At 39.4% G+C, this 13797-nt stretch carries 16 protein-coding genes; 14 read left to right on the top strand and 2 right to left on the bottom strand.

Going from position 1 to position 13797, the window contains the following annotated elements:
• Positions 1-16: 16 nt before the first annotated feature.
• Complete coding sequence (locus FNH22_RS27100; RefSeq protein WP_143401658.1) at positions 17-808, bottom strand: LexA family transcriptional regulator; 792 nt, start codon at positions 806-808, stop codon at positions 17-19.
• A 4-nt stretch (positions 809-812) separates the two neighbouring features.
• Entirely contained in the window at positions 813-1073 is a 261-nt protein-coding gene (locus tag FNH22_RS27095; RefSeq protein WP_143401657.1) for a hypothetical protein, read from the bottom strand.
• Between the two features lie 129 nt (positions 1074-1202).
• Between FNH22_RS27095 and FNH22_RS27090 the strand changes: the two genes are divergently transcribed.
• The 14 genes from FNH22_RS27090 (at position 1203) to gldC (ending at position 13771) form a co-directional block, all read left to right on the top strand.
• Complete coding sequence (locus tag FNH22_RS27090) at positions 1203-1853, top strand: protein-L-isoaspartate(D-aspartate) O-methyltransferase (RefSeq protein ID WP_143401656.1); 651 nt, start codon at positions 1203-1205, stop codon at positions 1851-1853.
• A gap of 134 nt (positions 1854-1987) precedes the next feature.
• Positions 1988-2530: an acyl-CoA thioesterase gene (locus tag FNH22_RS27085; protein ID WP_143401655.1), complete on the top strand. Its 543-nt coding sequence runs from the start codon at positions 1988-1990 to the stop codon at positions 2528-2530.
• Positions 2517-3059: a hypothetical protein gene (locus tag FNH22_RS27080; RefSeq protein ID WP_143401654.1), complete on the top strand. Its 543-nt coding sequence runs from the start codon at positions 2517-2519 to the stop codon at positions 3057-3059. Before FNH22_RS27085 ends, FNH22_RS27080 begins: the two co-directional genes overlap by 14 nt.
• Before the next feature lie 327 nt (positions 3060-3386).
• The gene (locus tag FNH22_RS27075) at positions 3387-5666 is read left to right on the top strand and encodes a sodium-translocating pyrophosphatase (protein WP_143401653.1); all 2280 of its coding nucleotides are present in this window, start codon (positions 3387-3389) and stop codon (positions 5664-5666) included.
• 87 nt (positions 5667-5753) lie between these two features.
• Positions 5754-6188, top strand: coding sequence for a DUF2147 domain-containing protein (locus FNH22_RS27070; RefSeq protein ID WP_143401652.1), 435 nt, complete (start codon positions 5754-5756; stop codon positions 6186-6188).
• A gap of 111 nt (positions 6189-6299) precedes the next feature.
• On the top strand, positions 6300-6839 hold the full coding sequence (locus FNH22_RS27065; protein ID WP_143401651.1) for an RNA polymerase sigma factor: 540 nt from the start codon (positions 6300-6302) through the stop codon (positions 6837-6839).
• 6 nt (positions 6840-6845) lie between these two features.
• Positions 6846-7742: an anti-sigma factor gene (locus FNH22_RS27060; RefSeq protein ID WP_143401650.1), complete on the top strand. Its 897-nt coding sequence runs from the start codon at positions 6846-6848 to the stop codon at positions 7740-7742.
• A gap of 124 nt (positions 7743-7866) precedes the next feature.
• On the top strand, positions 7867-8757 hold the full coding sequence (locus FNH22_RS27055) for an ABC transporter permease (protein ID WP_255518171.1): 891 nt from the start codon (positions 7867-7869) through the stop codon (positions 8755-8757).
• A 1-nt stretch (position 8758) separates the two neighbouring features.
• The gene (locus FNH22_RS27050) at positions 8759-8968 is read left to right on the top strand and encodes a DUF3098 domain-containing protein (protein WP_143401648.1); all 210 of its coding nucleotides are present in this window, start codon (positions 8759-8761) and stop codon (positions 8966-8968) included.
• A 2-nt stretch (positions 8969-8970) separates the two neighbouring features.
• Entirely contained in the window at positions 8971-9765 is a 795-nt protein-coding gene (locus FNH22_RS27045; RefSeq protein ID WP_143401647.1) for an undecaprenyl-diphosphate phosphatase, read from the top strand.
• A complete protein-coding gene (truB, locus tag FNH22_RS27040) occupies positions 9765-10433 on the top strand; it encodes a tRNA pseudouridine(55) synthase TruB (protein ID WP_143401646.1) in 669 nt (222 codons plus the stop codon). Before FNH22_RS27045 ends, truB begins: the two co-directional genes overlap by 1 nt.
• Complete coding sequence (locus FNH22_RS27035) at positions 10430-11362, top strand: bifunctional riboflavin kinase/FAD synthetase (protein ID WP_143401645.1); 933 nt, start codon at positions 10430-10432, stop codon at positions 11360-11362. Before truB ends, FNH22_RS27035 begins: the two co-directional genes overlap by 4 nt.
• A gap of 3 nt (positions 11363-11365) precedes the next feature.
• On the top strand, positions 11366-13330 hold the full coding sequence (locus FNH22_RS27030) for an acetoacetate--CoA ligase (protein ID WP_143401644.1): 1965 nt from the start codon (positions 11366-11368) through the stop codon (positions 13328-13330).
• 102 nt (positions 13331-13432) lie between these two features.
• Positions 13433-13771, top strand: coding sequence for a gliding motility protein GldC (gene gldC / locus FNH22_RS27025; RefSeq protein WP_143401643.1), 339 nt, complete (start codon positions 13433-13435; stop codon positions 13769-13771).
• The last annotated feature ends 26 nt before the right edge of the window (positions 13772-13797 follow it).

The following is a 13797-nucleotide window of genomic DNA, read 5'->3' as shown; positions in this document are numbered from 1 at the left end:
TTAATGCGTAATAAAATCAACTTTTTTGCCCTTTCAACTGTACAATCTCTTTCTGAAGGTCGAGTACAATAGAAGCCAACTGCTCCGTGGACACCTCTTTATTTTCTTGCATATCCGGAAATTGAACACTGATATAGGCCTTACTTGACCAAACCTCAAGCACATCTTCTGCATCTATCTGGTATGGAGCATATTGCCGATTATCCGATACCAAAAATAATTTGCCGGTATCTTTAATATAATTAAAAACGCGCTTGTATACAATACCTTCAGACTGTGTTACCAGGATATAGGTTTTGCCATTTTTAATGTCACGGATGTCATCCTGAAATTCACCAATAACAATAGTACCAGGCAGAATGGGCAGCATAGAATCACCCGCAATCTCAAAGGCTCTATAAGTGGCATTATCCGGTAGAATGGGCAATTGAAATTTAGGAAGTTCTTCCACATATTCAGGATCCGAATATCCGTTTAAGTAACCCGCTGCTGCCTTTTGAGGAACTAATTCTATATTTTCTTTTCCCCGCTGATCAACTGTAATGGAAAGCACTTCTTTTCCCCGTTGATATTCATTTGTGAGTAACTCCGCGTCAGATAACTTCATCACATCCTTGTTAATTAAAATATCCAGTGAAGTACCAAAAAGCTCAGCCATCTTTATGAGATTGCTGATCCTTGGGTCAGCACGAGCTTCCTCATAAGCTCCTACCAGTGATCTCTTAATATCGATTCTTTCAGCAAACTGACCTTGGGTCAGTCCCATTTTTTTTCGTAAGAATTTTATATTTTCACTTATGCGGCTCATCTTATTAATTATTGTACATAACGATCCTGTCCGAAACCATGGGGCGTTGTGCTAAATTATACAAATGATCAGGAAAGGCACACTTACTCTCTTCTAACCTTAACCTATTTTCAATTTTTTTAACTACCTCTTTTAATGTAGCTCCGGACTCTGTCAGCAAATAGCCATAATACTTTGGCTTTTCTGATGAAGAAACATAAAATTTGATTTGACATTTTCCGGACAACAGGCGTTTGCTGATAAGTTTTAATTTATAATCATGCATTACTAATTTATTTAGTACAATAACAAATAAAGTTTTAAAAGGTATTAAAAGCAAGTTAAATTACTAATTTTTTTAGTTTTTTTAAAAAAATTGAATTTCTTGAATAGAAAATAATAATTTCGTGCCATCATGCAGGACACGTACAAACACCAGGGAATGAGGCGCAGACTGGTACAACTACTGAAGCAGAAAGGAATAGAAGATCAAGGCGTTTTATCTGCCATAGGCAAAGTACCCAGGCATTACTTTTTCGATAATGCCCTACTGGCACATGCCTACCAGGACAAAGCTTTCCCTATTGGCGAGGGGCAAACCATTTCACAGCCTTACACCGTGGCCTTTCAGTCAGAAAAGCTAGTCATAAACCCGGGAGATAAGGTGTTGGAGGTGGGGACCGGATCAGGCTACCAGGCATGCGTATTGTTAGAGTTAGGAGCAAGTGTATTCACCATAGAATACAACAAAGTGTTGTACGAAAGAACGAAAAAAGCACTTCCTGTTATGGGATATAAACCGCGTTTTTTTCAAGGGGATGGCTCGATGGGTCTGCCACGTCATGCCCCTTTTGATAAGATCATAGTGACGGCCGGGGCGCCTTCTGTGCCCGGAAGTTTAGTTAAGCAACTCAAACAAGGTGGAATACTTTTAATTCCAGTAGGGGATAATACAAAGCAAAAGATGTTTAGAATAACAAAAGTTACTGACAAAAAGATTAAAAAGGAGACTTTCGATTATTTCAGCTTTGTACCTTTATTAGGAAATGAAGGTTGGAAGAGTTAATTAATATCCAGACAAAAACTTTCGGATACATTCAACAATGAATGCCCGTAAAATGATTGAAAAAGTAAAGGAGTATTTTTCAATAAACGGTCAATGCTTCACCAACCGATTATCATATTCATTAAATTAAGCTAATGTCAAAAAACAAAAAATACGTAACGGATTCATATGTTACCATGACTGAGTTGGTGTTACCTAATGACACGAATACTCTAAACAACTTAATGGGAGGGCGTATGATGCACTGGATGGACATCGTTTCGGCCATTTCAGCTCAAAAGCACTCCAACAGAATTGTCGTAACCGCTTCAGTTGACAATGTTTCATTTGGAAAAGCCATCCAGCTTGGGAATGTCATAACATTAAGAGCTCGTGTAACGCGAGCTTTCAACAGTTCAATGGAAGTACGTATAGACGTAGAAGCCGAAGATATCCCAAGTGGTAAAAAATTCGAAAGTAATAGTGCTTTCTTTACTTTTGTTGCTGTAGATCAGACAGGAAGACCGATAGATGTTCCTGAAGTTATCCCTGAAACGAACGAAGAAAAAGAACTTTATGACGGAGCACTAAGAAGAAGACAATTGAGGTTAGTACTTGCCGGACGTATGAATCCCGAAGAAGCTACTGAATTAAAATCACTGTTTAACTTTAGCTCAGATAGTAATGAAGGATCTTAATACACTAAAGTATTTGCTAACGGAAGACATTTACCTCATCCCCGAAACGAATCGAACGACGACAACAGCTTCTCCAATTACTGAACCCAAGGCACCTCAGGAAACCTCTCCTCCACTCGATATAAAAGAGACTGCTGAAGTGTCTGCTTCTGATTTCAACTTCAAAGGAAATAAAAATGGAAGCGTCATAGTACTGGTAAATGATAGAAACAACGAAGCGCTTAATAAAGAACAGGAAGAATTACTTCTAAAAATATTAAAAGCAGTGGGAATTTCGAAAGAGAACATGCTTCTTGTCAACACAGCATTTACCAAAGTAGATAACATTATTTTACAATCACTGAGCGCAACCAAAATTCTTCAATTCTACCCGGATTATGACCTGGCAGAAAGCCCAACAGCGCTATATTCAACCGTTATCGATAACGGAAAAACGCGACTAATTTCGGACCCTCTGAATGACCTTATTTATGACTTAAGTAAAAAGAAAATGCTGTGGAATGCACTGCAAAAAATGTTCATTGAATAGATGTTTTAAATAACAATATTTTGTTATAAAATAATATTATTTTATACAATCAATATCAATCATATTTTTCAAAAATCGAATTAAATGCCCCTAATTTATTCCTAAACAATTTATAACAAAATTTACTTATATTTTAAATATATGAAAAATTACATATTTTATTGATTGTCAAAAATTGATCAAAATACCACTTTTTACTCCTTTACTGTTTCGACTATTTTATTTCATTATAACACAGGTTATTATATCTTTGCCCCAATCAAATCGAAGGGCCAATGGGCCATTTCTAAACTTTAATTAGTTATATCCTAAACTGAACCAAGCGGAATGAATAATGTACTTTACCTGGTGCCACTCCTTGGCATACTAGGTCTCGTTGTAATGGCTGTAAAATCAGCCTGGGTAAAAAAACAAGACGCCGGAGATCCAAAAATGGAGACACTGGCACAACACATACGCGAAGGAGCGCTGGCTTTTCTCAAAGCAGAATACAGAGTCCTGGCAATTTTCGTAGTTATAGCCGGAATATTACTGGGAATTGTTTCCAGCGTCGTAGAGACTACACACTGGTTTATAGTCGTAGCATTTGTCATCGGTGCTTTTTTCTCTGCTCTGGCAGGAAACATTGGAATGCGCATAGCTACAGCTGCCAATGTACGTACTACTCAAGCGGCACGAACCAGCTTACCGATGGCATTACGAGTGTCCTTTACAGGTGGTACAGTAATGGGCCTTGGAGTAGCAGGCTTAGCTGTATTTGGGCTCAGTATACTGTTTATTATATTATTTAACTGGTTCATGGGCGGCCAATGGAGTGCTAACGGAGTAAGTGATATGACTGTAGTGCTCGAAGCCCTGGCAGGCTTCTCTTTGGGCGCAGAATCCATTGCTTTATTTGCACGTGTGGGTGGAGGAATATATACAAAGGCCGCAGATGTAGGCGCTGACCTTGTCGGTAAAGTAGAAGCAGGTATCCCCGAAGATGACCCACGCAACCCAGCGACTATCGCCGATAATGTAGGCGATAATGTAGGTGATGTAGCAGGCATGGGCGCAGACTTATTCGGGTCTTACGTAGCCACAGTATTAGCTTCTATGGTGTTGGGTAACTATGTGATTCGTGACATGGGTGGTTCTATTGAAGATGATTTCAACGGTATTGGTACGATATTACTTCCTTTAGTAATTGCTGGCCTGGGCATTATCTTTTCTATAATCGGCACTTTTTTCATCAAAATAAAAGACAATTCTGCCAAGGAAGGCCAGGTGCAATCTGCTTTGAATTTAGGCAATTGGAGTTCCATTATACTTACGGGTATTGCTTCGTACGTTATCATAAAATGGATGTTACCTTCCACCCTACAAATGAACTTTTTTGGAGAAGGTCTTACCTCAGTGACTTCACTGGATGTATTTTTCGCTGTATTAGTGGGACTAGCCGTGGGTGGTTTAATATCTTATTTTACCGAATATTATACAGGCCTGGGAAAACGTCCGGTCCTGGAAATTGTTAAAAATTCATCTACCGGCGCTGCTACCAATATTATTGCAGGGCTTTCAACGGGTATGATCTCTACCTTTGCCCCTATCCTACTTTTTGCAGGGGCCATTTGGGGAGCTTATGAATTCGCTGGCTTCTATGGTGTAGCCATTGCCGCCTCTGCTATGATGGCTACTACTGCCATGCAATTGGCGATCGACGCATTCGGACCTATCGCAGATAACGCAGGTGGAATTGCTGAAATGAGTGAATTACCTAAGGAAGTAAGAGAAAGAACAGACATTCTGGATTCCGTAGGTAATACTACAGCTGCTATAGGCAAAGGTTTTGCCATTGCTTCCGCTGCACTTACAGCACTGGCATTATTTGCAGCATATGTCACGTTCACAGGTATTGATGGTATCAACATTTTCAAGGCAGATGTATTGGCAGCCTTGTTTATAGGTGGAATGATTCCCGTAGTATTTTCCGCATTGGCTATACGATCTGTGGGAAAAGCCGCAATGGAAATGGTACAGGAAGTAAGACGGCAGTTTAAAGAGATCCCTGGTATAATGGAAGGAACCGGCACCCCGGAATATGGAAAATGCGTAGATATCTCTACTCAGGCAGCCATCAAAGAAATGATGTTACCTGGTGCCATTACCATCGTTACGCCTATTATTATAGGTTTCGTCATGGGACCAGAAGCGCTCGGAAGTTATATGGCCGGTGTAGCCGTTTCAGGTGTATTATGGGCTATTTTTCAGAATAACGCCGGCGGCGCATGGGATAATGCCAAAAAGTCTTTTGAAGCCGGTGTTGAGATCAATGGTGAAATGACCTATAAGGGGTCCGAGGCACATAAGGCGGCCGTGACAGGTGATACGGTAGGCGACCCCTTCAAGGACACTTCCGGCCCTTCAATGAATATTTTAATTAAACTTACGTGTCTGGTTGGACTGGTCATTGCCCCAATATTAGGTGAGGTTTTTGGCAGCGGTACACATCATGGGAATGTCCATGGCGATACAGTAAAAACAAATGCCGTTGAGTTGACTATGTCTGAGCCATTGACAGATGAAGCTCATGAATCTACAACAACTACATCAGACTCAAGACAGTAGTTTTCAAAAAGAATATGTAAAGAGCCCCTGAACAGGGGCTTTTTTTGTTTATACGAATTGAATATCTTTAGCTGAATTTACGGTAAAATGAAGTACGTAATATCAATAATGGCGTTTGTGTTTGTTTCGCCTGTATTATGCAATGCCCAAACAAGCGTTTTCGGAAAGTGGAAAACCATTGATGACGAAACCGGTGATCCAAAATCAATTGTAGAAATTTATAAAAAGGAAGATAAAGTATACGGTAAGATCATAAGGCTTTTTAGAAATGGGGATGAAGACCCTGATCCCATATGTGACCTCTGCCCCAAAAATGATTCCAGATATGGTCAAAAGATCATAGGTATGGAAATCATAAAAAACCTTGAAAAGGACGGTAAGGAATATGCAAATGGTACGGTTTTAAAGCCTGACGAAGGTAAAATATTTAAGTGCAAAATATGGTTGGAAAAAGACAAACTGAAGATCCGTGGTTATTGGGGTATATTCTATAGAACTCAGACATGGATCAAGGCAAATTAACCTTAAATTAAACCACAGGACTATTAAATAGGTGTTTCAACTGATATTTGCAGTTTCTAATATAATGGTTGGTTACCACCGGATAGTTGATTGTATAAAACAAAGAGCTCGATGAAGGATAAGGAGATTTTCGAACGGATATGTAGTGGCGACGAAAAAACCCTGGAATTCCTGTATAAGAAATACTATCGGATGATGACTAAAATGGTGATCTCAAATAGTGGTTCAGAGCAGGAAGCAAAAGACATTTATCAAGATGCTCTCGTTGTATTTTGGCAAAAGGCTGTAAGTGGCAATTTGGTGTTAACTTCTAAAATAAGTACATACATCTACAGCATTTGTCAAAATTTATGGAGAAAAGAACTGGATAGAAAAAAACGTTTATCCAATGAAGAGAAAGATTCGATAGAGTATATCGAACATGATAAAGAAGAAAGAGCAAAAATTATTAATAAATGTATCCATCAGCTCGGGGATACTTGTAAGAAGATATTGATGTACTATTATTTTGATGGAATGTCAATGCAGGATATCGCTGATGACCTGGGCTTTGCAAATACAAATACCGCTAAAACAAAAAAATACAAGTGCAAAAAAAAGTTAGATGAATTGGTAAAATCACAGTATACGGAAAGTGACTTTTTGGACTAAACACTTATGAACAATTTTGATTTAATAGACGCTTATCTGGATAACGACATGAATCCTGAGGAACTGCAACGTTTCGAGCAGCAGCTGAGTAGTAATGCTGAGTTGAAACGCGAACTCGGTTTCCAACAGGAATTGATCGTTGGTATTCAACAAGCACGTAGGCTGGAGTTGAAAGCACGATTGGATAATGTAGCCGTAGGGGGAAATAGTGTAGGTCAGTCGCTTAATTTATCCAAATTAATTGCAGGAATAGTTATTCTGGGACTTGTCGGATGGGGAATATATAGCCTTTATGATGATGAAACGCCCCAGGAATTCATGCCTGTAGCAGATGCTAATCAAGAAACTGTTGAAGAATTAATAGATGACCAGAGTGAAAATGTACCTGATGCAGAGGAAACTCCATCCGTTGCAGAATCCGATATTCCGAAAGATTCTGAAGCCTTGATAAATACTGAGGCGAGTGAAAACCCACAATTAAAATCCGAAGAATCCGTTTCTGAAGTGCGAGAAGTTATTAAGCCTGACATTAAAAAACCTGAAACGATCACTGGTTTTGATGGAGCAGAAGAAATTGCAGACAGCCTGCAAGCCCCAGGTACTATTGCTTCAAAGAAAAAAGAATCAAATCTTTCAACGATTGATGTTGCTATTGACAATACACGAAAGAAGTATACGTTTCATTATCAATTCAAAGGAGGTAAGTTGTTCCTTTATGGTGACTTCAGTAGTGGACTGTACGAAATTCTTGAATTCAATCCTAGAAATGATAAAACACTGTTCCTTTATTTCCAGAATAATTATTATTCCTTGGATAATACACAAGAAAAAATTGTACGTCTTGAATCTGTCAAGGACAGGTCGCTCATAATGAAATTAAAGGAAGCACGAGGAATGAATTAACTGCTTACCGAATCTGATAAAAAGCCCTTGTTTTTCCGCCTTTTAAACAAGGGCTTTTCTTTTATATCCCACCGTCCTATGAATTTGGTTTTAATTACTAAATTTGACAGATAAATACGATTGTGTGGAAAAAAAGTATCGAAAGAAAAAGACCTTAGGTAGTTACCCATATGTCAGTGTAGTTTTCAGCATATTTCTCTCACTGTTTGTCATAGGATTATTCGGGCTTCTGTTTCTTTACACCAGTAAGCTGACCGCTATAATAAAGGAGAATATCGAAGTTCAGATATACCTTAATAAAAACGTTTCCAACAATCAAAGGATACAAATACAGAAGACCCTCTCAGCCAAAGAGTACATTGGGCTAAAAAATGAAGAATTACAGATAAGCTTTGTCTCGAAGGAGGAAGCGGCAACAACCTTTATTGAAGATACCGGGGAAGACTTCACGAACTTTTTAGGTGAAAACCCATTACGCGATGCTTACACTATAAAGATACATCCTGACCATCAAAGTGAGGAAAAGCTGGCCTTGGTTAAAGAAGAAATTGAGAGCATGAGCGGGGTTTTTGAGGTGGTGTACGTAGAAAGTCTGGTAAAATCAATCCATCAGAATGTAACAAAAATAGGCTTCGTACTAATCGGTTTTGCAGTCATATTATTGATTATTGTCGTTATATTAATTAATAATACCATTAAGCTGGCTCTTTTTTCTCAACGATTTCTTATTCGAAGTATGCAATTAGTAGGTGCTAAACCTGGTTTCATCAAAAGACCCTTTCTTGTGCGTTCATCAATACATGGTGCATTAGCGGGAATTGTCGCTTCAATGGGCCTGTTTTTATTACTCAACTTTGCCAACAGCAAAATTGAAGATCTTGCTTCATTGCAGGATAACAAAATGCTTTTTATCTTATCCCTGACGTTACTTTTGCTCGGTGCTATTATCGGGTTTGGCAGTACCTACAGAGCCATAAACAAATACTTAAAACTGTCTTTAGATCAACTTTATTAAAATGGAAAAAAATAAGAAGCTCCCTTTCGGGAAAAGGAACTATATGCTCATGTTAGGTGGACTGATTACATTGATAATTGGTTTTGTCATTATGGGCCTTGATTCTGAGCCTTTTGGTTTTGGTTTCCTTGGTCTGACACTGGGGCCAATCGTCGTCATGGCTGGCTTCATCATTGAAATAGTGGCCATACTTCATAATCCCAAACAATAAAAATGAGTGTAATTGATGCACTCATCCTGGGTATTGTTCAGGGTTTGACAGAATTCTTACCGGTTAGCAGCAGCGGACACATTGAGCTTGGTGCTCATCTTTTGTCCGTAAATAGCTCTGACAATTTACTGTTTTCAATTATCGTACATGGAGCTACGGCCTTAAGCACTTTAGTCATCTTCAGGAAAGATGTTGCACTTTTAGCCCAAGACCTTTTCAAATTTGAATGGAATGAATCTACCCGGTTCATTGCCAAAATAGCTCTAAGTATGATCCCTGTAGCATTTGTTGGTATTCTCCTGGAAGATAGAATAGAAGCACTTTTTACAGGTAAGGTACTATTGGTAGCAGGTATGTTATGTATTACAGGTGTATTATTATTATTGACCTATTTTATTGGACAAAAGGAAAAGGAAATATCCTTTGGAAGGTCGTTCCTTATAGGACTGTCACAGGCAGCCGCCATATTTCCAGGTATTTCCAGGTCAGGGGCCACAATTGCTACTGCATTATTGCTCGGGGTAAAAAAAACAGAAGCTGCTCGTTTTTCTTTCCTTATGGTTCTACCTCCCATCCTGGGGGCCTCCTTACTAAAAGCCATTGATTATTTTAAAACACCGGAAATGAATACAGATATCCCGGCTATGTCTTTAATTATTGGTTTCATATCCGCATTCATTGCAGGAGTAGTAGCTTGCCAATGGATGATCAGCATTGTAAAAAGAGGGAAGCTCATCTATTTTGCGATCTACTGCTTTGCGGTATCGGCATTGGTTTTTACAATCACACTCCTTTAATGGACCCAAACGCTGCACCACAAGACCCCGGGCAAGTGATGCTCATAGATAAGCCGCTGGAATGGACTTCCTTTGATGTGGTTAAAAAACTTAGGAATAAGCTTAAAGTAAAGAAAGTAGGTCACGCAGGCACGCTGGACCCTCTCGCTACAGGTTTACTCATTGTATGTTCCGGAAAAAAAACAAAACAAATAGAACATTACCAGGGACAGGAAAAAGAATATACCGGTCAGTTTCTACTGGGAAAAACCACTCCATCATTTGATCTGGAAACTGAGGTAGATTCAGAAACTGATATCAGTGGTTTAACTACTGAGTCCATACTCAAAGCACCTGGTCAATTTGAAGGATGGATAGACCAGGTCCCTCCTGCCTTTTCCGCTATAAAAGTAAAAGGAAAACGTGCGTATGAAAGTGCCAGGGAAGGTAAGGAGTTAAAATTAAAATCAAGAAAAGTGGAAATTAAGCAATTTACGATCACTTCCATTGAATTGCCTTATGTATCTTTTAAAATCGTTTGTTCTAAGGGTACGTACATTCGAAGCCTTGCACGTGATTTTGGCATATTATTGGGCGTGGGTGCACATTTAACTACGCTTAGACGGACACGTATTGGTGAGTTCAGAGTAGAAGATGCAAAGCGTATTGAAGATATAAAAACAGTATGAATATCTATCATGGTATAGAAGATTTTAAACCGCTACCCTTTGCAGTGGTGACCAGTGGAACTTTTGATGGAGTACATCTTGGACATCAAAAAATACTAAAACGACTAAATGAAATTGCGATAAAAAATAATGGTGAAACCGTTTTGATCACCTTTTGGCCACATCCACGATTGGTGTTATATCCTGAACAAAATGAGCTTAAACTTCTTAACACTTTCGAGGAAAAGGCTGATTTGCTAAGGGCACAGGGAGTAAATCATTTACTTAGGATCCCTTTCACCAAAGAGTTTTCACAACTTAAATCAGAAGAGTTCATCAAAAGGATTTTGGTAGACCGGATAGGCACAAAAAAATTGGTCATTGGTTATGACCATCGTTTTGGTAAAAACCGTGAGGGTAGCTTTGAGCATTTAAAGAAAAATGCATCCACCTATGGATTTCAGGTAGAAGAAATTCCCAAGCACGAGGTGGAACATATTGGAGTGAGTTCTTCAAAGATCCGTACTGCTTTACTGGCCGGAGAAGTAGAAAAAAGCAGTGCATTGCTTGGTAAAGATTACAGCATTAGAGGCAGGGTGGTAAAAGGTGAAAAAATTGGACGTATGATTGGTTTTCCTACAGCCAATATCGAAATCGACTCTAAACACAAGCTAATTCCTGCTGATGGCGCTTACGCAGTGATAATCCAACATGAAGACAAGGTCTGGAAAGGAATGTTGAATATAGGCTTCAGACCCACGGTTGGAGGTAAGGTGAAAACCATTGAAGTTCATATCTTTGATTTTGAAAAAGAGATTTATGGCGATAACATCTACGTTCATTTTAAAAAAATGATCCGGAGAGAGATTAAGTTCGAAGATATAGAAGCTTTAAAAAAGCAATTGGTTCAGGATAAGAACGACGCCTTAACACTTCTCAAAAAATATTAGCTTATGTCTTTTGAACAAGCAAAGCCCATCTGGACCCCCTCAGCAGCGTCCAAAGGCGATACCAATTTATCCGATTACATCCGATGGCTAAATAAAAACAAACAGTTAAGCTTCGATGATTATCAGTCCTTATGGCAATGGTCAGTAGAGAAAGTAAGCGCGTTCTGGCAAAGCCAGTGGGAGTATTTCAATATCATCTATGAAGGTGAGTATGACAATGTATTGGAAGGTGTTAAGATGCCGGATTATCATTGGTTTAAGGGCACGAGATTGAATTATGCAGAACATGTTTTCCGTAATGAGAATGATCAATACCCTGCCATCGTTCATAAAACAGAGGGTAATGAACCGGAAGAGTTAAGTTGGGTTACTCTGAAAAATAATGTAAGCGCTTTCCAACAGTATTTAAAGCAACTGGGAGTACAGCCCGGAGACCGGGTGGTAGGCTACCTCGCAAATACGCCTGAAGCCACCACTGCTTTTTTGGGTACTAATGCACTTGGTGCTGTTTGGTCATCCTGCTCTCCTGATTTTGGAGTAAGTTCAGTGATAGATCGCTTTTCTCAGGTTGATCCAAAAGTGTTAGTAGCTGTTAATGGCTATCAATACGGTGGTAAAGTCTTTAACAAAAGCGAGGTAGTAAAACAAGTCATTTCAGCACTGCCCAGCCTTGAAAAAGTCATTATAATTGATATGATCGATGCTGAGGAAATAGAAGGAACAGTAACCTGGGAAGATATCATTGTAAATAACCACTCGGATAGCACTATTGAATTTACCAGAGTACCCTTCGAGCATCCCATATGGGTATTATACTCCTCAGGAACCACAGGTGCACCAAAAGCTATCACGCATAGCCAAGGTGGTATTTTGATGGAACATCTGAAATATCTCACGTTTCACAATAATATTAAGAAAGGTGAGCGGTGCTTTTGGTATACTACTACAGGTTGGATGATGTGGAATTATATTCAAAGCGCACTTTTAACAGGAGGAACTGTGGTACTCTATGACGGAAGTCCTGCCTGGCCCAAAACTGATGCACTATGGCAACTGGCAGAAAATATCAGGATTAATCACCTGGGCACCAGCGCCGGATACATCGTTGCCAACATGAAAGAAGGATTGGAACCTTCGAAAATGTATGACCTGTCTTCGCTGCTTTCCATAGGATCCACCGGTTCACCTCTTCCTCCCGAAGGGTTTGAGTGGATCTATTCAAAATTGAAATCTGACGTTTGGCTAACTTCAATCAGTGGAGGTACAGACGTATGCAGCGCTTTTGTAGGGGGAAATCCCTTATGGCCCGTGTATGTGGGAGAAATACAATGCAGGGCGCTGGGATGTAAACTAGAAGCATTGGACGAAACCGGTAATTCAGTAAATAACGAAGTAGGAGAAATGGTGATTACAGCACCTATGCCCTCTATGCCCATTTATTTCTGGAACGACAGTAACCAAGAAAAATATCATTCCAGTTATTTTGAAAAATACGATGGTCTATGGCGGCATGGTGACTGGGTAAAGATCACAAACCATCAGGGGCTTATCATTTACGGAAGATCTGATGCCACGTTAAACAGGGGTGGCATACGTATTGGTACGAGTGAAATTTATCGAGCAGTAGACAAAGTTGAAGAAGTAGCAGACAGTTTGGTAGTTTGTATTGAAAAAGAAGGCGGTGAATTCTACATGCCTCTGTTTGTGAAAATGAAGACCGGTGAGATACTTGATGATAAATTGATCAAAAAGATAGGACATACCATCAGGCAAGAATACACACCGCGTCATGTTCCCGATGAAGTTATAGCGGTTAACGATATTCCTTATACCATCAGTGGAAAAAAAACGGAAATGCCTGTAAAGAAAATACTAATGGGACTGGATATCGATAAATCCATGAACAAAGACGCGCTCAAAAATCCCGAAGCGATTAGTTTTTTTGTTGAATTAGCTAAAACTTTGTAATACACTAAGCCGGAAAAATGCATTCCGGTATCTCGCATTCACAGAATACGCAGAACCTTAAACCGCGTCCTGTAATATACACACTTTTTAAAACATAACATGATGAAAAAATCAGAAATAAACCTTACCATAGAACTAGATAATGACAACGTCCCGGATACCATCCATTGGGATGCTACAGAAAAGCCCGAAGATGGCCCGTCCGAAACCAAAGCAATAAGTGTGGCACTTTGGGATGACCTGCAGAAAAATACCATGCGCATTGATCTATGGACAAAAGACATGCCTGTAGATGAAATGAAACGATTTTATGTAGATTGTCTGGGTGGCATGGCCCAAAGCATTCTCAATAGTACAGGTGATGAGTTCATGTCAAATCAAATGAATGATCTCTGCGAAAAGCTGGCAGAACACTTACAACGCGAATACAATAAACAATAAGTCTTAAATCAAAAAACACACCCTCT

Source organism: Fulvivirga sp. M361 (genome assembly GCF_007097395.1).
In the GTDB taxonomy this organism is placed as follows: Bacteria; Bacteroidota; Bacteroidia; order Cytophagales; family Cyclobacteriaceae; genus Fulvivirga.
The sequence above is the reverse complement of the archived record's forward strand: the minus strand, read 5'-3'. Positions and strand labels throughout refer to the sequence as shown.